We start from the raw sequence: 21,148 nt of genomic DNA on the forward strand, positions 1-21,148 counted from the left end.
GGTCGCCGCCAACCTTTTATAGTAATGCCCCGCCGCTTTCGCCAGCGACGGGGCATTTTGCTGTTACCCCTTGTCCCGTCGCAAATGAAAGATTATACTATTGTATTTTTGTCAACTTATTCATACAACTATTATTTGTGCAAGTTTCTCCCGCACGTTACAGCCGAAGTATTGACTGGGTCACGGTATTGCTTTATGTGATATTAGTTGCAATTGGGTGGATTTGTATTTACGCGTCGAGTTATTCGCCAGATGCGCCAGCGAATCCATTGAGCAGTATGAGTTTTGACCAGTTGATGGCATTCAACTGGTTTAAGCAATTATTGTGGATTGCTACGGCTATTGTGTTGATTGTTGTGCTGCTTGTTGTTGATTATAAAGCGTATGACACTTTAGCATATGCCTTATATGTGGGGATGATTGTGTTGCTGCTGGTAACGATGGTAGTGGCGCGTCCAATTGCTGGGTCGAGGTCGTGGTTGGAATTGGGGCCAGTAAGACTACAGCCGGCGGAGTTTGCAAAGTTTACAACTGCGCTGGCGGCCTCGCGCTTTATGGCAAGTATTAACCTGAGGTATCAGGATTGGCGAGACCAGTTGATTTTAGCTGGGATTACGCTACTGCCACCATTGTTGATTGTGGCGTCGAATGAATCGGGCCAGGCACTGGTTTTTGGGGCACTGTTACTGGCTTATTTTAGGGAAGGAATGTCGCCGTTGATATTGCTGCTAATGGCCGTGGCTGGTGTTGTATTGATATTGGCTTTAATAGTGCCGAAAATGTGGCTGGTGGCAGCTTTTACGGTTATTCTGCTGACCGTATTGGGATTGAATAGACGAGTTTTGCGACACCACCTGCCGCTGGCAATAGGGGTGTGGGCGGCCGTGATTGGGATGGTAGTAGGGGTAGATTTCTTTTATAACCATGTGCTGCAGCCTCACCAACGGCAGCGAATAGAAATACTTATTAATCCTTCTTCAGACCCATTAGGCAAGGGGTGGAATGTGACTCAGAGCAAAATTGCCATTGGGTCGGGAGGACTGGTGGGGAAGGGGTTTCTACAGGGGACGCAGACCAAGTTCGATTTCGTGCCTGAGCAGAGCACTGATTTTATTTTCTGTACTGTCGGGGAGGAATTTGGCTGGATGGGAAGCCTGGTAGTCATTGGGCTTTACTTGACCTTGTTATGGCGCATTATTTATGTGGCTGAGCGACAGAAATCGGTGTTTGGGCGCACGTATGGGTATTGCGTGGCCAGTGTATTGTTCTTTCACATCACCGTGAATATGGGCATGACCATGGGCCTGGCCCCAGTGGTAGGAATTCCGCTGCCATTCTTTAGCTATGGCGGGTCTTCACTGTGGTCGTTTACCATTCTGCTGTTTAGCCTGCTGGCGCTGGATGCTTACCGTAAGCAAGACTTGGTGCGCTGATGGAGAAATCACGCGTCCCTGGCTGGGTGTGGGCGGTGCTGGTGGGCGCGCACGTACTGACGTTGGCATGGGTACTGCACCAGGGGCGTTGGTCTTTTGTGGATACCGGTCGCTACAATCAGGCGGCGGAGAACCTATGGCGGCATGGGGAGCTTTATGCCCGCCCTTGGCCGGGGGGGGCACCTCGCGGCCAAGCGGTGCAGGAATTCACTATTCGACCGGTTGGTTATCCGTTGGTTATTTTGGGACTGGGAGGGGCCGGTGGATGGCCGGTAATGCTGCTGGTGGTTCAGAACATGCTCAGTTTGCTGAACCTTGGGTTGGTTTTGAGGTGGTGGGCCCGATGGGCATATCCAAACTTCCGGGATTGGGTACTGGCATTGGTGGTCGTGCTGACTTTTCCGGCGCAACTTATCTATGCGAATGCCGTGATGAGTGAAATGCTGCTGCAAACGGCGGTGCTTGGCATTGCAGTCGCTGCCCTTGCATTTATGCATTCCCCTCGATTGCGGTATTGTGCGGGTGGGGCGGGGGCCGTGGTTGCTGCTTCGTTGCTAAAGCCGGTTTTTTATCCGTTAGCTTTTGTGGCAGCTGTGCTGGCAATAGTTGTGGGATGGCGGTATCGCCGGTCAGCAGTTACGGCTATCGGCGTATTGCCCGTGCTAGTGGTTGGGCTATATATGCTATGGAACCAGCAGCGAACGGGGTATTTTCATTTTTCCAGCATCGCAGAGATAAACTTGCTGCAATACAATGCGGCAGGAGTACTCCGGCAGATTGCCGGACCGGAGGTTGAAGAAAAATGGGTAACGCAGGTAATCGACCGGGCGAATGCTATGCCGGATTTTGCGACGCGGCAGCATTTTATTCAGGCCCAGGCGGCGGCAATGCTGACCGAGCATATTGGCTTGTATGTGCGGCAGCATGTGCAAGGAATGGTGACTTTATTCCTAGACCCGGGCCGCTTCGATTTGAGCCAGCTGCTGGGCTGGCCATCGCCGGTTGGGGGCGGCTTGTTGACTCAGGCGAGACAAGGCCGGCTGTGGCCGGCTGTTATTGGTCTGCCTTGGGGGCAATTGGGGATGTTGGGAGTGATATTGCTGGCAAACGTAGCCCGATTGGGATTTGCCGTGCGCGGCTTCCGGCAGCTGCAATATGGTAGTACCGCGTGCCGCTATGGGCGTTGGGTGGCAGTGGGACTGCTACTGTACGTAGCAGTCCTAACGGGGCCATTGGGCGCTGCTCGGTTCTTGGTGCCAGTGTGGCCATTGCTGTTGGCACTGGCGCTGGCTGGGCTTAGGTGGCCACCGCAGATGCCGCTAAACCAAGAAGGCTAGCCGATACGGCCAGCCTTCTTGGAAAAAACAACTCGATGCCGGAAAGCGCAAGGCATATTGCTATGCGAATTTGCGCTCAATGAGCTTCAGAAGCTTGTTGACATGTTCTTCCTTGCGGCTCCAGTCGTAGCGCTGTGAGAGGTCGGTAGTGACGTAAGCACGAGCTTGGTCGATGGTGGGCAGGGAGTCGAGGTGCTGGATGGCGGCGTGGTAATCCATGTTTTCACCGTTGAACAGCTCGTTGATGAAGCTGAAGCGCTGATTGATGGAAATAGCTTCGCGCAGGGTATCAACTTTAGGCCCGGAGCGCTCGGCCAGCGAAGTGGGCGCCGCCGTGGCGCGAAGGGTTTCGGCTAACGCAGGGGCGACTTGCTGGCCGGCTTTCAGCTTTTCGTGCAGGGGGACGCTGGCTGAGTCGGCATCAGGTGAAAGGTGGGCTGGGGTTTCGACAGTGGGAGCGGGCTTGGGAGTAGCTGGCGTGGCGGGCAGCGGTAGCTCCTGCTTGGGGGGCGCGACGAATGTGGGAGGCGCAACCACCGGAGTTGGCGTCGGTGCCGGGGCAGCAACAGGCTCTTCGACCCGCGGGGAAGCTATGGCAGCGGATACCGGGCCATCCTCAAGCAGGTCGGCAGTGGTAAGGGGAAGCAGGGCACTGAGCTCGGTGACGAGGCGCTGCATGGGCTGATGAGCCTTGTAGTTAGCCGCATGGTAAAGTTCGAACCGATGCGTGAGAAAATCGCGGCCGAGGTCGTCGCTAACGGGCAGGCTGTCGACAAAACCCTGGTAAAAGGCTTTGTCGATGTCGATGTAACGCAGATTGTCGCGCAGCCCAGCCAGCGTTGGCGTTTCGGTATTGCCGAGCAGCAGGCGCTGGAAGCTGCCTGTCGGGTCGGCTACAATGCCAAGCGTATCGGCCGCTGCCTGGGCCAGCAGCGGTTCAAAAGTCGCACGGTTCAGGCTGATGTGGCGCGAAAGTACGTTCATGAACTGGGCCAGAGCCGCTTGGACGGGGGCCGCCTCAAAATCGAAATAAGCGCTCCGCAGGCGGGCGGTTTCGGCCTGCCACTGGCCCAATAGCTGGCGGATAACCAATAAGTTGAGCTGGCGAACGGGCGTGAATTTGAGCACGGCCGCGCCGTCGAGGGTAGTGGTAGGCTGAGCACCAAAATGCTGGTCGCAGAGCCGGGCGGCCAGGCGGCGGCCATACTGTGCACACTTAGCGAGGCTATATTTGTCGTTCATAAAAAGGCCGGGTTTCGGTGGCCGAAGTTAGGCACAAATGCCCCTGTTAACGATTGAGAACTTGCCCGGCGCGGCCGTGAACGTACCCGCCGGGACAACATTGCTGGCGGCGTTGCAAGCCGCGGGCCACGACTGGATGCACGCCTGCGGTGCCAAAGGGCGTTGCACCACTTGCCGCCTGCAGCTGTGTTCAGGCCAGGAAAACCTGAGCCCGCTCACGGCGCCGGAGCTGCGCTACCAGGCGGCGGGCCGGCTGCTGCCCAATGAGCGCCTGACCTGCCAGGCCCAGCTGCCCGCGGGTGATGCCACCGGCAGGGTGCCCGAAGCTACAAAGTTGCCCCATGTGCGGTACGACGAAAGGCCGGCTGCCGATTAATCAAAATAATGGCCAGGCCGCATAGGGAGGTAAAGGCAGGCGGTCAGAACGTTTGCTCATTCGGAGCGGCGCTAACGGATGCGATGGGCGTTGCCCTTGGCAGTTCGTTCCTAACTTTAGGATTCAAAACCACCCAAGCCCGCCCGTATTTTGTTTATTGAACCTCGCGTCGGAAACCGCCACAACGCCCCCCGTCGGGGCTGGATTGAAGTGGTGTGTGGCTCTATGTTTTCGGGCAAAACCGAAGAACTCATTCGCCGCCTTACCCGTGCCCGCATTGCCCGGCAACGGGTCGAAATATTTAAGCCTGCGCTTGATACGCGCTACCACGCCGAGGATGTGGTGAGCCACAACGCCGCCCGGATTCGTTCGACGCCGGTGGCCATTGCCTCAGAAATTCTGCTGCTCGCGGCCGGGTCCGACGTGGTGGGCATCGACGAAGCCCAGTTTTTTGATGATTCGCTGGTGGATGTGTGCGCGCAGCTGGCCAACAACGGCACCCGCGTCATCGTAGCCGGGCTGGATATGGACTACTTAGGGCGTCCATTTGGCCCCATGCCGGCCCTGTTGGCCACGGCCGAGTACGTGACCAAGGTGCACGCCGTGTGCGTGTGCTGCGGCGAAATTGCGTCGTATTCTTACCGCATTGCGGCCAGCGCCAGCCAGGTGTTGCTGGGCGAAACCGATTCTTACGAAGCCCGCTGCCGGCCGTGTTTTCTGGAAGGCATGCAGGCCAAGGAACCCATAACAGCAGCCCGCTCGGCCGCTGCGCACTAAATTTCGGGGTGCAGCGTTGGCAACGGCAGCCCTGCTGCTTTCTATCCTTCCTTTGAGCTTTTGCTGAGCATATGTCCCACTTTTTCCGTTGTTTGTTTGGGTTGGCCGGATTGTTTTTGTGGGCAAATACCATCTTTGCCCAAGGCACAGTTGGCTATGGTGATTGGCAGCTACACCTCCCCACCAACCACCCCTTGCTGCTGGTCGATGCGGGAAACCGGCTGTACGTAGCCACGGAAAATTCCTTTTATTTTTTAGATAAGAAGCAGAATACCACGCAGGTGCTCTCGCGTCGCGACGGCCTAAACGACGTGTCTGTGACGGCCTTGGCTTATGATTCGGTGACGCAGCAAACGGTGCTGGGATACCGCAACGCCAATATTGACATCCTGCGGCCCAACGGCAGTGTGCGGAACCTGAACGACATTCTGCGCAAACCTATTCAAGGGGATAAAACCATCAACCGGATATCAATTGGGGGCGGTAAGGCTTATTTGTCGTGCGGTTTTGGGTTGGTAGTGATTGACTTAGCCAAGCTCGAAATTTCCGATACCTACAGCAACATTGGTCCCGGTGGAGCGATGGTTAGCGTATATGATGCCGCTTCGGCCGGAGGCTACCTCTACCTGGCCACCTCGGCAGGGTTGCTGCGGGGAGCGTTGGTAAATAACCTTCTGGACTATCATAACTGGACAGTGGCCTTGCCGGTGCCGCTGGTGACCAACCGGCCAATATATCGGTTCCTGGCTGCTTACGGGGGGCAGGTGTACGCGGCCGTCGACGGCGTGGGTGTGTATAACTACGCGGTCAGCGGGTGGCAGGCAGTTCCTGGCACCTATTCCGGGCAGTTTCGGAGTCTGCGTTTCAGCAGCATCGGGGTGTTAGCCATCGACGACAATGCCGGAGTACGGCGCCTTGGTGGCAATAGCACCGTTGCCACCGTGGTTCCGCCCACGGCCGGGACATTTACAGAGGATGCAGTGCGCGCGCGCGATGGCAGCTACTACGTGGCCAACTACAACAAGGGCTTACTGCGGGTGCAACCAGGCACAGGCACGGTTATCGAGTCGTTCGTAGCCAATGGGCCTGCCGGTAGCCTGGCCTTCAGCATACTGGCAGATGCGCGCACGAACATCGTTGATATTTTCACAGGCAAATACGGTGAGCGGTACGAATTGTCGGGCTACCGAGCTGGATTCTACGAATACAAGGGCGGCCAATGGACCAACTTCGATGCTACTTCCTATCCTAACCTGGCTGATTTCCCCAACCCGACCAGCCCAGTCCGGGGCACGCGCACGCCGGATGGCAAGCTCTACGTCGGCAATTTCAACGGCGGCCTGTTGGAGTGGGAAGGGCCAGGTAAGTTCCGGCTATTTGGCGAAGGCAGTCCGTCGGGTAGCCCTTTGCTGGGCACATTTGGTGACCGTAACCGTGTGGATATTACCGATGTGGCCACGGCTGCCGACGGCAAAGTGTGGGTGGTGAACCGTCACTTGCGCCCCGGAGTGTCGGGCTTGTCGTTATTCGACCCCACGGCTAATACCTGGCAAATCGTTCCGTACACATTGGGTCTGGAAGCCCTCGAACGTATTGCGCTGGATGATAATGGGTACGTCTGGGCCTCCGTGTCGCGCAAGACGGACCCGACCGGCGCACCGTTGGGCATCTATGCTATCGACCCTGCATTGAATGCCGCCAATCCTCCGCGGTTTTTTACCACTTCCACCGGCCTGCCCGATAACCAGATTTACGAGCTGGCGAAAGACCGGCGCGGGTATATCTGGGCGGCGACCATCAAAGGCGTAGCCGTGTTTAATGACCCGAGCGGTCCGTTCTTATCGCAGGCCGGGTTTACGCTGCCGGTGGTGCGGCGGGGGGAGGGCACTGGGTTTCCGGCATTGTTCAGCGAAGCAGTGCGGACGCTGGCCGTTGACGGTGCCGACCGCAAGTGGTTCGGTACCGATAATGGTCTGTGGCTGTTCAGTCCCGATGCCGACGAGGCGTTGATGCACTTCACCACCGCCAACAGCCCCCTGCCGTCCAACCGCATTGTAGATGTGAAAGTGAACGACAAAACCGGCGAAGTATGGGTGGCCACCGATGCCGGCGTGGTGGCCTACCGGGGCTCAGCCACCGTGACCGAAGGCGAGCCAAATTGCACGGCCGTATTCCCGAACCCCGTGCGGCCGGATTTTCAAGGACAGGTCGGTATTACAGGCCTGGCTAACAACGCGCTGGTAAAAATTACGGATGTGGCGGGCCACCTGGTATATGCCACCACGGCCACCGGCGGGGCTGTTACCTGGAACCTGACCAAGCCCGATGGCCAGCGTGTGCGCTCGGGTATCTACCTCGTCCTGTCGTCGGATGCAGACGGCAAAAACGGCTGCGTGAGCAAAGTTGCCGTCCTTAGCAAATAAGGAACGTAGAAGGAGAAATGGGGCGCGGCGCCCATTCTACGGCTTTCTTTTTTATTTCTCCCTATGCTGATTAAGACGCGGGGCATTGTCCTCAGCTACCTCAAATACCGCGAAACGAGCATCATTGCCCGGGTGTACACCGAACGCTTGGGCGTGCAGACCTACGTAGTGAACGGCGTGCGCAAGGCCAAGCCGCCGGGGCGCATTGCCCTGTTTCAACCCTTCACGCTGCTGGAACTGGTGGCCTACGTGGCCCGGGGCAGCGGCGGCCTCACGCGGCTGTCGGAGTTTCGATGCGCTGAGCCCTTCCAGACGCTGCCCTACGATGTACATAAGAGCAGCGTGGTGCTGTTTCTGTCGGAAGTGGTGGGCCGGGCCGTGCGTGAGGAAGAGCAGAACGAACCCCTCTTCCAGTTCCTACACGACTCCATTTTGGACTTTGACCGCCAAGAGTCGGGCAGCGAGAACTTCGCGCTGGTCTTTCTGTTGCAGTTAGCGGCCTATCTGGGCTTCGGCATCAGCTCCGGAGCAGAGCTGACCGACCAAGTGATTATGGCTGGCCACGCGGCCACTGCCAAGGGCGCGACCGGGCCGGCCACCCTGCGGCTGCACGAGTTCGACGGCTATTTCGACGAGCTGCTGCGCGACCCTACCACCAGTACCATACCCAACGGCCGCGTGCGCCATGAACTGCTGAACGTGCTCATTCGCTACTACCAGCTGCACGTGGAGCAGATGGGCGAAATTCGCTCATTGGATATTCTGTCGCAGGTCCTCAATTAAAAAATCAGGCCGTTGTTTGTTGGAAGCCAGCTGCCTTGTGAGTAACTGGTTTCCAACAAACAACGGTCTGATTTTTTAGCTTAATTTTCTATTTAAAGTCAACCAACTCCACTTCAAAGCGAAGCACTGCGTTGGCGGGAATGTCGGCCCCGGCACCGCGGGGGCCGTAGGCCATGGGCGAGGGGATGAGCAATACCGCCTTGCTGCCCTTGTTGAGCATAGCAATGCCTTGGTCCCAGCCCGGAATAACCTGGCCCTGGCCCAGCACGAAGGAAATGGGCTCATTGCCGTGCTTGGCCGAGGAATCGAATTCCTGACCCGTGGCCAGCACCGTGCCCCGGTAGAGCACGCGCACGGTCTGGCCGGTTTTGGGCGTGGCGCCAGTGCCGAGCTTTTTGAGAATATAATAAGTGCCGCCCGTCGTTTTCTTAGCCGTGGCCTTGTTCTTTTTCAAGTAGGCCTGAATAGCGGCCACGTCCTTGGTCATTTGTGCCGCGGCCAGGGCTTTGCCCTGGCGGATGTTTTCTTCCTGCTGCTTCTGGTGGCGGGCCGTCATTTCGGCCATCGTCACCAGCTCGCGGGCGCTGGCCAGCACCACCAGCGTGTTGCCGCTCTTGCGCAAAAACGGCGGCACGGGCTGGCGGAAGGTTTTCGCAAATATGGTATCGGCCGGGAAGCGGAAGATGGCGCTGTCGCCGGGCAGGAGCAGGCCCAAGGCTTCCTCCAGGCTGCCGGGAGTAACCTGCGCGGGCAGGGCCACCGGCTGGGGCAGCGGCTGCACTTGGCGCGAGTTCATAAGCACCGAGTCGCGGCCGGTGCGGAATTCCATAAATACCGTCAGCACCTGGCCGGCGCGGCTAGCATAGGGCGCATCGGTGGGGGCGAGGGCGCGGGGCTGGTAGTGCCCAGCCGCGTCTTTGCGGAAAAGGCGGTACTCGGTGCCTGCGGGCAAACGGGAAAAATCAGTGGCAGGTGCCTGCGCTTGCGCCGTTTGGGCTAAGCTGAGCAGGGCACCTAACGCGGCAAAAAACAGATTTCGCATTAGTTAGAGTAAGGGTCTGAAAAGAGCTACCGCACGCTGATAACCTGTAGCTCAAACACTAGGTCGGTATTGGGTGGTATGAGGTACCGGGAGTCATCGTCGGGGTCGTGCACGCCGGCCGCGCCGTAGGCCAGGGCCGCCGGGATGGAGGCGCGCACCCGAGAGCCCACGGGCAGTAGCGGCAACAACTCGTCCCAACCCGCAATTACTTCCTTGCGCCCCACCCGAAACCGCACTGGCCCACCCGAGGCGGCCGTTGCATCAAACACATGGCCATCGGGCAGAAAGCCGGTGTAGCGCACGGCCACGCGCTGGCCTAGTTTGGGGAGCGGCCCCGTGCCGCGCTCCCGAAACACAAAACGCACCCCGCCCGGTGTAAACTGCGGGGCGAGGTGCGCGGTATCGGGGCTGGCGCCGACGATGGGGGTGGTAGGCGTAGTGGGCACGGCCGGCTTGGAGTTAACCTGGGCAAGGGCCGTCGGGCTGCCAAGCATTAACACGAGCAGCAGGCTGCCCATTCCCCATCCAATGGCTGTGGTGCCGTGCATGCCAAAATGATTAAAATACTTCGAGGATTTCCACGTCGAACATCAAAGCCGAATCGGTGGGAATGGTGGATGAACCGGTGGGGCCGTAGGCCAAGTAGGAGGGAATGAGGAGCAACTTGCGGTCGCCTTGGCGCATCAGCAACAGGCCTTCATTGAACCCGGGAATGGCACCGCTGCCACCCGTAAACACCACGCAGCCACACTGGGTATGGTTCTCCGAGGAGTTGTCGAAAATAGTGCCCTGCGGATAGTTGGCGTTGCCGTATGACGCTGGGTAACCTGTCGAGCCCGGATTGGCCCCGGTGCTCAGAAACCGTCCGATATACTTTACGCGCACCTGCTTGCCCGTAGTAACGGGCGTGCCGGTCCCCGCCACGCTGTCCACCACATACAGGCCGGAATTGGTGCGGTGGGCTTTTTTCAGCAGATTGGTCCGGACCAGGTAGTTGTGAATCGTGTCCTCATCGATGCCTTTTAGCAGATTCTGGTGCTCAGCCAATTGCTTCTGATAGGTTGTTTGCGAGTTACAGCTCCACAGGGCCGGAGCGGCGAGTAGCAGGCAGGCACCCAGCACCAAATGGTGCGCACGGAGCAGAAATTTATTCATGGCGAAGAGGATAAAAAGATTCCGACCAACGGAGCCCGGGCAGCAATGCCGCGTCGCCCGTTGGCCGGAATCCAGCACTATAAGAATGATTATTGAACGTCAACTAGTTCCACTTCGAAGCGCAGGGGCGAATTGGCCGGAATGTCGGCACCCGCACCACGAGTACCGTAGGCCAGCGGCGAAGGAATGAGCAAGATAGCGCGGCTGCCTTTGTTGAGCAGGGCAATGCCCTCGTCCCAACCCGGAATCACAGCACCTTGGCCGAGGGGAAAATCAATCGGCTTGCCAGCTTTGTCCGACGAGTCGAACTGCTTGCCGCTGAGCAACGTGCCGTTGTAATTCACGCTCACGGTCTGGCCGGCTTTGGCCGTAGCGCCGGTACCGGGCTTCAGCACCTGGTAGTAGATGCCCGAGGGCGTCTTCTGTACGGTGAGGCCGTTTTTCTTGATGTATTCCTGCAGTACGGCATCATCCTTTTTCAGCTGGGCCTGCACCTCAGGGGTGGCCATGGCTTTTGCCTGGGCATCCTTCTGGGCCTGCATCTGCTTGGCGTACTCGGGCGAGGCCATGCGCTGCTTCAGCTGAGCGGCCATGGCGCGCTTCTGCAGCTCGGGCTGCATGGCCTGGGCTTCGGCCTGGGTGATGAGCTTGTCGGTGGTCGATACGAACATCTGAACCACGTTGCCGCCTCTGCGCAGGAACGGGGGCACCGGCTGGCCCGACTTGGGCTTGATGAGCGAATCGACCTGGAAGCGGAACACGCCGCTGTCGCCGGGCTGCAGCAAGGAAAGGGCCTCGTCGGGCATGCCTTTCTGCTTCAGCTCCTGCAGGGGCAGGGGCACGGGCAGGCCCACGTCGCGGCGGGTGTTCTGGAGCACCGAGTCCTTGCCGGTGCGGTACTGCATGTTGCCGAGCAGGAACTTGCCCACCCGGTCTTTGTAGGTCGGGTCGCCATCGGGACCGATTTCGCGGCGCTCGTAGCTGTTGCCTACTTTTTTGAAAATCTTGTATTCGATGCCGGACTTGGTCTTGGCAAAGTCACCCCCGCCTTTGTTGCAGGCGGTGAGGGAAGCGAAGCTCAGCACGCCGGCCGCCAGGGCCAGCTGCCGCGCAGAGCGGGAGGAAAAACGCATGAAAAAAAAAGAAGTGAGGAGTCAGAAACGCTTCAAAGTTACACCAGCGGCGGCGCTACGGCAGCGGGCACGCCCGTTAATTGCTCCTTGTACTCGGGTAGGATGCTGAGGAAGCGCTCCACGGTTGCATCGAGGGACAGGTAGCTGATGCCGCCAGCGGCATTGTGGTGCCCACCACCGTCGAAATGCTTGCGCGAGAAGTCGCTGACGGAGAAGTTGCCCACCGAGCGGAAAGAAATTTTGACGGCCACGCCCCGGTCAATGAAAACGGCCGCAAACTTGATGCCCTCAATGCTCAGCGCGTAGTTTACCAAGCCTTCGGTGTCGCCCGTTTTGCTTTGGTACTCGCGCAGCTCCTCTTGCGTGATGGCGATGTAAGCCGTGTTGAACTCGCGGTTCACCACCAGCTTATCCTTCAACACAAAGCCCAGAAAGCGCAGGCGGATTTCGGAATGCGAGTCGTAGATGCGGCGGTGCACCGACGACAAATCGATGTTCACTTTCAACAGCTCGGCGATAATCAAATGCACGTTGCGCGAGGTGCTGGGGTGGCGGAACGAGCCCGTATCGGTCATGATGCCCGCATATAGCGCCTCGCCCATGCCCTTGGTGATGAGGTCCTGGTCGCCCAGGTCGCGGATGATTTCAAAGATGAGCTCGGCTGTGGCCGCGGCCGAGGGCACCGAAAACGTGATGTCGGCAAAGTCCTCGGGCTCCTGGTGGTGGTCGACCAGCACCTTAGTGGCGCTAGCTACCCGGATGTATTCGCCCAGCTCGTTGATGCGGCCCAGGCAGCTAAAATCGAGACAGCAGATGACCTCGGCGCGGGCGATGAGGTCGCGCACCTGCCGGTCGTTCTGGCGCTTCTCATAAATAACTACTTCGTCGTTGCCCTCCATCCAATTGAGGAAGGCCGGATAATCGGATGGCGTGACCACCGTCACGTGGTGGCCTTTCTGCTTGAGGTAGCCGGCCCAGGCCAGTGACGAGCCCAGCGCATCGGCGTCAGGTTTGTGGTGGGTGGTGATAACAACCTGCTTGGGCTGCGCCAGCAATGCTTGCAGCGCGGAAATTGAACTAGACATCGACAACGTGAATGGCCCGGAAACGGAACTGAGGGCCGGTGGCTTACGAATAATTGGGGCGGCAAAAGTCGGCATAAATCCGTTCCCAACAACGCACTCCCCCCGGAAGGTTCTCCGCAAGTATCTCAACCGCCGGCCATACCCGGCCAAAGCAACCCGTGGGCTTTCGTGCTACTTTTGTGGCTCAATAATATTTTTAACCCCCCAAATCTCCCCCGACCAACGCAATGGCCACCAACCGCACATTCACGATGATTAAGCCCGATGCCGTTCAGGAAAACCACATTGGTGGCATCCTGAGCATGATTGAGGCCGGCGGCTTCCGCATCGTGGAGCTCCAGAAAATCAACCTCAGCGCCGAGCGCGCTGGCCAGTTCTACGCTGTGCACGCCGAGCGTCCGTTCTACAACGACCTCGTGAAATACATGTCGAGCGGCCCCATCGTGGCGGCTATTCTCGAAAAAGACAACGCCGTGGCCGATTTCCGCACCCTCATCGGCGCTACCAACCCGGCCAACGCCGAGGAAGGCACCATCCGGAAGAAGTACGCCAAGAGCATCGAAGCCAACGCTGTGCACGGTTCGGACTCGGACGAAAATGCGCAGATTGAAGGCGAGTTCTTCTTCGGTAATAAATAATTTCGACTGCCCCAGGGCAGCAAAAAGCCCGCTCTGCGCATGCAGGGCGGGCTTTTTCTTTATACTAAAAACAGACTGTTTTTATACCAATCTTGTATTGTTGAGCTTACTTAGGCCTGCTCAACGGAGAGCAGCGGCTCGACGTGCGAAGAATCTTCTACCGGCTGGGTGGTGTGCTTGTGTTTGAAAATAAACACGAACAACACGGCAATAACCAGCGAGTAGCCCGCAAACGTGAGCCAGATGCTGTGCCAATCCTTCACCCCGTTGGCATCGGTGAAGTAGTGCTGGATGATGAGGCCGCTGAGCGAGCTACCGAGTACGGCCCCGAAGCCGTTGGTCATCATCATAAACAAGCCCTGGGCGCTGGCCCGGATGCTGGGCTGCGTCTGGGTTTCGACGAACAGGGAGCCCGAGATGTTGAAGAAATCGAAGGCCATGCCGTACACGATGCACGAGAGAATAATCATCCAGAGGCCCTGGCCGGGGTTGCCGTAGGCAAACAGGCCGAAGCGCAACACCCAGGCAATCATGCTGAAGAGCATCACCTGCTTGATGCCGAAACGGCGCAGGAAGAACGGAATGGCGAGAATGAACAGCGTTTCCGAAATCTGCGAGATGGACATGATGATGGCCGGATACTTCACCGTCAGGGTTTCCTGGTAGGCCGGATTCTTGTCGAAATCGTGCAGGAAGGTGTCGCCGTAGGCGTTGGTGAGCTGGAGGGCGGCACCCAGCAGAAGGGCGAAAAGAAAGAAGGTGAGCATTTTGCGGTCGCGCAGAATAGCAAACGACTTGAGGCCGAGGATTTCGGCCAGGTTCTGGCTGGAGGTGTTGGCCGACTGCGGCGGGCAGGCGGGTAGCGTGAACGAGTAGATGCCCAGCAGAATAGCCGCGCCAGCGGCCACGTAGAACTGGCTGGCCGATTTCTCGAAGCCGAGCAGGCTCACCGTCCACATGGCCACGATGAAGCCGATGGTGCCCCACACGCGGATGGGCGGGTAATCCTTCACCACGTCGAGCCCCTGCCGTTTCAGAATAGAATAGGATACAGCAATGGACAGTGCCAGCGTGGGCATGTAGAAAATCATGTTCAGCAGGATAACCCAGAAGAACGTGCCGGGGTCCGTTACCTGCGGAATGGCGCAGAGCACGAGGCCGCCCAGGATGTGCAGCACGCCGTAGAGCTTTTCGGCGTTCACGTACTTATCGGCCACAATGCCCATGAGCGAGGGCATGAAGATGGAAGCAATACCCATGGTGGAGAAAATGGCGCCAAACTGGGCACCTGACCATTGCTTTGTTTGAAACCAATAAGCGCCAATCGTAATCAGCCACGAGCCCCAGATGAAGAACTGGAGGAAACTCAGGACAGTAAGGCGCAACTTCGTATTCATGCGGGAACGGGGCAAAAGAGGGTGGGATAAGACAGATGCAGGCGCGGCGCACGAGCCACGACCGTCAAAGATAAATAAAAAAGCCCCTGCGAAGCGCCCGGTGAGGGGCAAGCTTCGCAGGGGCCTTAATTAGCCGTTGAGGGGTGTTTTACGCCTCGTAGGTGGGCGAGAACGTGCCAGCGGGCTGGCCGTCGGCCGTGGGGTAGTCGGTGTAGCCGTCGGCGAAACCGTTGGGACCGGGGGCGTAGAAAGTAGCTTGGTCGGCTTCGGCCAGGGGCAGGCCTTTTTCGAGGCGCTCCACCAAGTCGGGGTTCGAGATAAAGGGGCGGCCGATGGCGATGAGGTCGGCCGGACCGGCGAGGGCGGTGTCAATCTGGGCCACGGTGGTGTAGCCGCCGCTCAGGATGAGTGTATTAGTGAACTTGCCGCGGATGAGCGGCACTACCTGGGCCGGCACAGCGGGCGCGCCCATGCTCTGGTGGTCGACGAGGTGCAGGTACACCACGCCGATTTTCTGGAGCTCCTCGGCCAGGTAGGCGTAGGTCTCGTCGATTTCGGGGTAGTTCGGCTGGTCGTTGAATACGCCCCATGGCGAAAGGCGGATGCCGGTGCGCTCCTTGCCAATGGCTTCGGCCACGGCTTTGGTTACTTCGAGCACGAAGCGGGCGCGGTTCTGGATGCTGCCGCCGTACTCGTCGGTGCGCTGGTTGCTGGCAGGGTTCAGGAACTGCTCGAGCAGGTAGCCGTTGGCGCCGTGTAGCTCCACGCCATCGAAACCGGCTTCGAGGGCCAGTTTGGCGCTGTGCACGTACTCGTCGCGCACGCGGGCAAGCTCGTCAGAACGCAGGGCGCGGGGCGTGGGCTGGTCCTGCATCTGCTGCTGGTCGGTCCACATCTGGCCTTGGGCGGCTACGGCCGAGGGAGCGATGCCTTCGGCACCTTCGGGCAGGTTGAGGGGGTGGAAAATGCGGCCGGCGTGCATCAGTTGCACGAAAATGTGGCCGCCGTGGTGGTGCACGGTTTCGGTGATGCGCTGCCAGTTGGTAACGTGCTCGGCATTGAACAGGCCGGGAATACGGGCGTAGCCCAGGCCATCGGCCGAGGGCGAAACGCCTTCGGTGATGATGAGGCCGGCGGTGGCGCGCTGGCGGTAGTACTCGGCCATCAGCTCGTTGGGCACGTTGCCCAGGGCGCGGCTGCGCGTCATGGGGGCCATTACGAGGTGGTTGGCGAGGGTGAGGTTGCCCAGTTTGGCGGGCTCAAAGGCTTTGCTTGACATGAGGTCGATTTAAGTGGCGTCGTGCGTGAGTCGCCGGGTTTGATGAAACGCGGTGATAAAGCAGGTACGTACACGAATTGTTTTCGACTGGTTGCCGTTCCCGCAAAATCTTATTTTTCGGGAAGGTGGGCCGTTTCAGAAGCGCGCCGCCGGTTGGTGTTTCGGGTGCTTTGCCTAGGCAATGTGTTTCCGAGAATCAAACAGACACATTAAGCGGCTTGAGCAGTTTTGGGAACGGGTTTGGGAAAAAGAGGACTTACTTTACCCTATTCCATCTCAGCATTCGAGCCCCGTAATGATTGATTTAACTACCTTCTGGGACCCAGCATCTCCGAAAGCGCCCCCGCTTAGCGATGAATTCGTACAACAAGCAGAACAAACGCTCGGGGTACAGCTTCCTCATGAACTATTAGCCTTGCTGAAACAGCAGAATGGAGGCTACACGAGGGGATTCGCTTTTCTTACTACAAAGGCGACTTCTTGGTCAGAAACGCATGTTCCCTTCGATGAACTCTTTGGCCTTGTCCTTCCCAGTGACCACAGCCCGGTAAGCATCTTGGATACAGAGTACATGACTCAAGAATGGGGACTGCCGAAAAAGCAAGTGTTGCTTAGCGGGGACGGACACTGGTTTATTACCCTAGATTATCGCAAGGGGCCAATTCCAAGTGTGGCCTGGATTGACACGGAGATGGAACAGGATGTACAACTCGCCGATAATTTTGGGGCATTCCTCGCGGGTTTGGTCGATGGCGATTCCGTGGAAGAGTAAGTTGCGGGCATCCAAACAGTAATCCCAAAACCCACAAAAAAAGGCCCGCCTCTAACCGGAGACGGGCCTTTTTGCAGCTTGAAACGCTACCGAAACTACGCGGCGTAAGCAGCGGCAAAGCGCTTGTTCACTTCATCCCAATTGATGAGGTTGAAGAAGGCGGCCACGTAGTCGGGGCGGCGGTTCTGGTATTTCAGGTAATAAGCGTGCTCCCACACGTCGAGGCCGAGGATGGGCATGCCTTTGCAGCCGGTTTCAGGCATCAGCGGGTTGTCCTGGTTCGGGGTCGAGCAGATTTGTACCGAGCCGTCGGGCTGCTTGCACAGCCAGGCCCAGCCCGAGCCGAAGCGCGTGGTGGCGGCTTTGGTGAATTCTTCCTTGAACTTGTCGTAGGTACCGAAAGCCTTGTTGATGGCTTCGCCTACCGCGCCGGTGGGCTGCCCGCCGCCGTTGGGCGACAGGATGGTCCACCACAGCGAGTGGTTGTAGTGGCCGCCGCCGTTGTTGCGCACGGCCGCCGGGGCCTTGGCAATGTTGTGCAGGATTTCCTCGATGGACTGGTTTTCCATCTCCGTGCCCGCGATGGCCGCGTTCAGGTTGGTCACATAAGCCTGGTGGTGCTTGCTGTGGTGGATTTCCATGGTTTGCGCGTCAAACGTGGGTTCGAGGGCATCGTAAGCGTACGGAAGTTTCGGGAGTTCGAAAGCCATAATTACTGAGTGTTTGGGTGGTGGTGAGTAAGATTATTGAGCAGGAATAAAACAGCCGGCTCGGTGCATGGTTGCGGCCGTTTTATCGGGAAGGTCAAATGTAGATTATTTCCTCTTCAAACTGAAAAATTTACGCATCAGGGCCGCACATTCTTCGGCTCGCACGCCGCCGCGCAGCTTGGTGCGCGGGTGCAACAGTGCCCCGTGCCGCCGGAAGCCCACTTTCGGCTCGTCGGCCCCGAACACCACGGCTTTTACCTGGGCCCAATAGCTGGCCCCGGCGCACATCACGCACGGCTCGATGGTGACGTAGAGGGTGCAGTCGGCCAGGTATTTATTGCCGAGGTAGTTGGCGGCAGCGGTAAGGGCCAGCATTTCGGCGTGGGCGGTCACGTCGCGCAGGCGCTCGGTCTGGTTGTAGCCCCGCCCGATTATCTGGTTTTCGAACACGACCACGGCCCCGATGGGAATTTCATCGGCGGCAAAGGCTTTTTCGGCCTCGGCCAGCGCCTGGGCCATAAAATAGTCATCGGTAACCGGCACGGCTTATTTCTTCATCACAATAGCGCCCATCACGGCCTGGGCCGTGGGCTGCCACTGCGCCTGCTCCTCGGCCGGGGCCACAAAGGTGAAGACGTACAATTGCGTGCCCTCAATGGCGTATTGCACCGTCTGGTAGCGTTTGATGGGGGCCAGTTGGCTGCCGGTGCGCTTGCTGTCGGCCACCGTCGACACAAATTCGAAATAGATGAAATCGCGCCCGTTCACGGTCCGAATATCTTCCTTGATGAAGTCAACCTTGGTATAAAGGCGCTGAATGCTGGACTTGTAAATCTTAATCAGCACGCCGTAATCGAAGCTTTCGAAGGTGGTGGGGCGCACGGCTACGCTGTAATCGACGCGCCCGCTGGGGTTGGAAAACACGGCCAGCGGCTTGCGCGGCGAGGGATATTTCACGGCAATGCCGTCGTCGGGCAGCGGGGCAAAGCCCACCGGCACGCCCACGCTCAGGCTCGAGGCCAGCTTCACGGTGGTGAGCTTAGGCTTGGGCGCGAAGGCCGTGAGGCCAAAAAACAGCAGCAGGAGCGAGGCAAATGTAAATTTCATGGCAAAGAGCAACGATGAGGGCATAAAAGTAGTGCCCCGGCTTTTGGGGCCGGGGCACTGCTAAGGCATCGGTTAGCGCCGAATGGTGGGGTACTTAATGCGCACCTTCTTCCAGTACACATAGTTGCCGGTTTTGGCCTCCACCAGGTAGGTGCCGGCCGGAATCTTGCCCAGGTTCACCGGCGCGCCGGTGTTGTTGGCGGGGTCCAGCTCGGTCTGGTACATCACCTTGTTCTTGTAGTCGGTCATCACCAGCGTGCCGGGCTTGGTGAACTGCTGGGTGAAGCTGAGCAGAATATCGGTCGAGTTTGGCTTGGGGAAAACGTCGATGCCCGACAGCGTTTCGATGCGCTTGATGGGGCCATCGAGCGTGACGGCACCGGCCGTACCCTTCGATTTAATCTCCATGCCCGTGGCGTCGGACTTGGTTTTGGTCTTGATTTTGGTTTGGGCCTGCGCGGAGCCGGCGAACAACAAAGCGGCAGCCAGCGCGAAAGAGGGGAGGAATTTCATTGGGGGTTGAAGGGATTGAGAAGACAAAGGAACGCAGTTGCTAACGCCCTTTGCATACTCCGTACCAAAGTTTGGGTTTCGCCCCGGCGGCCCAGTGGCTACCTTCGCAGAAAAAAGCGGAACCTCAATAATCCGTTAAATCAGTTAGAATCCGTTAAATCTGCGGTCCATGCTACGTACCCACACCTGCGGCGAACTCCGCCCCGAACACATCGGCCAAACCGTCACCCTTTGCGGCTGGGTGCAGCGCACCCGCGACAAAGGCGCCATCCTCTGGATTGACCTGCGCGACCGGTACGGCCTCACCCAAGTGACCCTGGAGGAAGGCGTGGAGGCCGAAGCCGTGCGCGAAACCGCCCGCCAGCTCGGCCGCGAGTTCGTGCTGAGCGTGACCGGCAAAGTGGCCGAGCGCTACTCCAAAAACGATAAAATGCCAACCGGCGGTATCGAAATTCGCCCCGAGAAGGTTGAAATCCTGAACCCCGCCAAGCTGCCGCCCTTCCTCATCGAAGACGACACCGACGGCGGCGACGACCTGCGGATGAAGTTCCGCTACCTCGACCTGCGCCGCACCCCGGTGCGCAACAACCTTATGCTGCGCCACAAAATGGCCCAGGCTGTGCGCCGCTACCTCGATGGCCAGGACTTCATCGAAGTGGAAACCCCGGTGCTCATCAAGAGCACGCCCGAAGGCGCGCGCGACTTCGTGGTTCCCTCGCGCATGAACCCCGGCGAATTCTACGCCCTGCCGCAGTCGCCCCAGACGTTCAAGCAGCTGCTTATGGTGTCGGGTTTCGACCGTTATTTTCAGATTGTGAAGTGCTTCCGCGACGAAGACCTGCGCGCCGACCGCCAGCCCGAATTCACGCAGATTGACTGCGAAATGGCCTTCGTGACCCAGGAAGACATCCTCGACATGTTCGAGGGCCTGGTGCGCTACCTGTTCAAGGAAATCAAAAACCTCGATTTCCCCACCGTGCCCCGCATGACCTACGCCGACGCCATGCGCGACTACGGCAACGACAAGCCCGACACCCGCTTCGAGATGAAGTTCGCCAACCTCACTGACACCGTGAAAGGCCAGGGCTTCCCCGTCTTTGACAGCGCCGAGCTGGTGCTGGGCATCAACGCGGCCACCTGCGCCGCCTACACCCGCAAGCAAATCGACGAGTTGACCGAGTGGGTGAAGCGCCCGCAAATCGGGGCCACCGGCCTCGTCTACGCCCGCGTGGAGGGCGACGGCCAGGTGAAATCCTCGGTCGACAAGTTTTACTCGCAGGAAGAATTGCAGAAGTGGAAGGCCGCCTTCAACGCCAACCCCGGCGACCTCCTCCTGCTGCTGGCCGGCCCCGAAGCCAAAACCCGCAAAGCCATGAGCGAGCTGCGCCTCGAAATGGGCCGCCGCCTCGGCCTGCGCGACCCCAACTCGTTCTCACCGCTGTGGGTGATTGATTTCCCGCTGCTCGAATTCAGCGAAGAGGAAAACCGCCACTTCGCCATGCACCACCCTTTCACCTCGCCCAAGCCCGAGGACCTGGCCCTACTCGACAACCCAGCCACTATCGGCCAGACGCGCGCCAACGCCTACGACCTCGTGATAAACGGCGTGGAAATCGGCGGCGGCTCCATCCGTATCCACGACCGCGCCGTGCAGGCCCGCATGTTCTCGCTACTCGGCTTCACCCCCGAAGAAGCCCAGGCCCAGTTCGGCTTCCTGCTCGATGCCTTCGAGTACGGCGCGCCGCCCCACGGCGGCCTCGCCTTCGGCTTCGACCGTCTCTGCAGCCTCTTCGGCGGCTCCGATTCCATCCGCGACTTCATCGCCTTCCCGAAAAATAACTCCGGTCGCGACGTAATGATTGACTCGCCCTCGCCGATTTCGGACGTGCAGCTCAAGGAACTGAGCATCGCCACGGCGGTAGTAGCAAAGTAGATTTTTTGAATCG

The 21,148-nt window shown here is 58.7% G+C and carries 21 protein-coding genes; 9 read left to right on the top strand and 12 right to left on the bottom strand.

Features of this window, described 5'->3' with window-relative positions:
• The first annotated feature begins 197 nt into the window (after positions 1–197).
• Both rodA and ACYVM5_RS10530 read left to right on the top strand, forming a co-directional pair.
• Positions 198–1,433, top strand: a complete 1,236-nt coding sequence (rodA, locus tag ACYVM5_RS10525; RefSeq protein WP_460620179.1) for a rod shape-determining protein RodA — start codon at positions 198–200, stop codon at positions 1,431–1,433.
• A complete protein-coding gene (locus ACYVM5_RS10530) occupies positions 1,433–2,770 on the top strand; it encodes a hypothetical protein (protein WP_460618081.1) in 1,338 nt (445 codons plus the stop codon). Before rodA ends, ACYVM5_RS10530 begins: the two co-directional genes overlap by 1 nt.
• Before the next feature lie 60 nt (positions 2,771–2,830).
• Here the strand turns inward: ACYVM5_RS10530 and ACYVM5_RS10535 are convergent, their stop codons facing one another.
• A complete protein-coding gene (locus ACYVM5_RS10535; protein WP_460618082.1) occupies positions 2,831–4,012 on the bottom strand; it encodes a hypothetical protein in 1,182 nt (393 codons plus the stop codon).
• 37 nt (positions 4,013–4,049) lie between these two features.
• Between ACYVM5_RS10535 and ACYVM5_RS10540 the strand changes: the two genes are divergently transcribed.
• The 4 genes from ACYVM5_RS10540 (at position 4,050) to recO (ending at position 8,371) form a co-directional block, all read left to right on the top strand.
• Positions 4,050–4,388 carry a 2Fe-2S iron-sulfur cluster-binding protein gene (locus ACYVM5_RS10540; RefSeq protein WP_460618083.1) on the top strand — a complete coding sequence of 113 codons (339 nt, stop codon included), beginning with the start codon at positions 4,050–4,052 and terminating at the stop codon, positions 4,386–4,388.
• A gap of 150 nt (positions 4,389–4,538) precedes the next feature.
• Positions 4,539–5,165 carry a thymidine kinase gene (locus ACYVM5_RS10545; RefSeq protein ID WP_460618084.1) on the top strand — a complete coding sequence of 209 codons (627 nt, stop codon included), beginning with the start codon at positions 4,539–4,541 and terminating at the stop codon, positions 5,163–5,165.
• Between the two features lie 71 nt (positions 5,166–5,236).
• Complete coding sequence (gene porZ, locus ACYVM5_RS10550; RefSeq protein WP_460618085.1) at positions 5,237–7,588, top strand: type IX secretion system anionic LPS delivery protein PorZ; 2,352 nt, start codon at positions 5,237–5,239, stop codon at positions 7,586–7,588.
• A gap of 63 nt (positions 7,589–7,651) precedes the next feature.
• The gene (gene recO / locus ACYVM5_RS10555) at positions 7,652–8,371 is read left to right on the top strand and encodes a DNA repair protein RecO (protein WP_460618086.1); all 720 of its coding nucleotides are present in this window, start codon (positions 7,652–7,654) and stop codon (positions 8,369–8,371) included.
• A gap of 88 nt (positions 8,372–8,459) precedes the next feature.
• On the opposite strand, the gene ACYVM5_RS10560 is transcribed toward recO, so the two are convergent.
• The 5 genes from ACYVM5_RS10560 to ACYVM5_RS10580 all read right to left on the bottom strand — a co-directional run bounded on the left by ACYVM5_RS10560 (position 8,460) and on the right by ACYVM5_RS10580 (position 12,786).
• Positions 8,460–9,413 (bottom strand): FKBP-type peptidyl-prolyl cis-trans isomerase, encoded by a 954-nt coding sequence (locus tag ACYVM5_RS10560; protein WP_460618087.1) that lies wholly within the window; start codon positions 9,411–9,413, stop codon positions 8,460–8,462.
• Between the two features lie 26 nt (positions 9,414–9,439).
• Positions 9,440–9,961, bottom strand: coding sequence for an FKBP-type peptidyl-prolyl cis-trans isomerase (locus tag ACYVM5_RS10565; protein WP_460618088.1), 522 nt, complete (start codon positions 9,959–9,961; stop codon positions 9,440–9,442).
• A 10-nt stretch (positions 9,962–9,971) separates the two neighbouring features.
• Positions 9,972–10,568: an FKBP-type peptidyl-prolyl cis-trans isomerase gene (locus ACYVM5_RS10570; RefSeq protein ID WP_460618089.1), complete on the bottom strand. Its 597-nt coding sequence runs from the start codon at positions 10,566–10,568 to the stop codon at positions 9,972–9,974.
• An 89-nt stretch (positions 10,569–10,657) separates the two neighbouring features.
• Complete coding sequence (locus ACYVM5_RS10575) at positions 10,658–11,701, bottom strand: FKBP-type peptidyl-prolyl cis-trans isomerase (RefSeq protein ID WP_460618090.1); 1,044 nt, start codon at positions 11,699–11,701, stop codon at positions 10,658–10,660.
• A 38-nt stretch (positions 11,702–11,739) separates the two neighbouring features.
• The gene (locus ACYVM5_RS10580) at positions 11,740–12,786 is read right to left on the bottom strand and encodes a DHH family phosphoesterase (RefSeq protein ID WP_460618091.1); all 1,047 of its coding nucleotides are present in this window, start codon (positions 12,784–12,786) and stop codon (positions 11,740–11,742) included.
• 227 nt (positions 12,787–13,013) lie between these two features.
• Between ACYVM5_RS10580 and ACYVM5_RS10585 the strand changes: the two genes are divergently transcribed.
• Positions 13,014–13,424, top strand: a complete 411-nt coding sequence (locus ACYVM5_RS10585) for a nucleoside-diphosphate kinase (protein ID WP_460618092.1) — start codon at positions 13,014–13,016, stop codon at positions 13,422–13,424.
• A 110-nt stretch (positions 13,425–13,534) separates the two neighbouring features.
• Here the strand turns inward: ACYVM5_RS10585 and ACYVM5_RS10590 are convergent, their stop codons facing one another.
• Positions 13,535–14,821, bottom strand: coding sequence for a nucleoside permease (locus ACYVM5_RS10590; RefSeq protein ID WP_460618093.1), 1,287 nt, complete (start codon positions 14,819–14,821; stop codon positions 13,535–13,537).
• A 148-nt stretch (positions 14,822–14,969) separates the two neighbouring features.
• Complete coding sequence (locus ACYVM5_RS10595) at positions 14,970–16,100, bottom strand: alkene reductase (RefSeq protein ID WP_460618094.1); 1,131 nt, start codon at positions 16,098–16,100, stop codon at positions 14,970–14,972.
• Between the two features lie 295 nt (positions 16,101–16,395).
• Between ACYVM5_RS10595 and ACYVM5_RS10600 the strand changes: the two genes are divergently transcribed.
• Positions 16,396–16,872 (top strand): SMI1/KNR4 family protein, encoded by a 477-nt coding sequence (locus tag ACYVM5_RS10600; RefSeq protein WP_460618095.1) that lies wholly within the window; start codon positions 16,396–16,398, stop codon positions 16,870–16,872.
• 95 nt (positions 16,873–16,967) lie between these two features.
• On the opposite strand, the gene ACYVM5_RS10605 is transcribed toward ACYVM5_RS10600, so the two are convergent.
• The 4 genes from ACYVM5_RS10605 to ACYVM5_RS10620 form a co-directional block, all read right to left on the bottom strand.
• On the bottom strand, positions 16,968–17,582 hold the full coding sequence (locus ACYVM5_RS10605; RefSeq protein WP_198067266.1) for a superoxide dismutase: 615 nt from the start codon (positions 17,580–17,582) through the stop codon (positions 16,968–16,970).
• 105 nt (positions 17,583–17,687) lie between these two features.
• On the bottom strand, positions 17,688–18,125 hold the full coding sequence (locus ACYVM5_RS10610; RefSeq protein WP_460618096.1) for a nucleoside deaminase: 438 nt from the start codon (positions 18,123–18,125) through the stop codon (positions 17,688–17,690).
• Between the two features lie 3 nt (positions 18,126–18,128).
• Complete coding sequence (locus tag ACYVM5_RS10615; RefSeq protein WP_460618097.1) at positions 18,129–18,689, bottom strand: hypothetical protein; 561 nt, start codon at positions 18,687–18,689, stop codon at positions 18,129–18,131.
• Positions 18,690–18,761: 72 nt separating this feature from the next.
• The gene (locus ACYVM5_RS10620; RefSeq protein ID WP_460618098.1) at positions 18,762–19,202 is read right to left on the bottom strand and encodes a T9SS type A sorting domain-containing protein; all 441 of its coding nucleotides are present in this window, start codon (positions 19,200–19,202) and stop codon (positions 18,762–18,764) included.
• Positions 19,203–19,371: 169 nt separating this feature from the next.
• Between ACYVM5_RS10620 and aspS the strand changes: the two genes are divergently transcribed.
• Entirely contained in the window at positions 19,372–21,135 is a 1,764-nt protein-coding gene (gene aspS / locus ACYVM5_RS10625) for an aspartate--tRNA ligase family protein (RefSeq protein WP_460618099.1), read from the top strand.
• The last annotated feature ends 13 nt before the right edge of the window (positions 21,136–21,148 follow it).

This window comes from Hymenobacter ruber, from assembly GCF_054783255.1.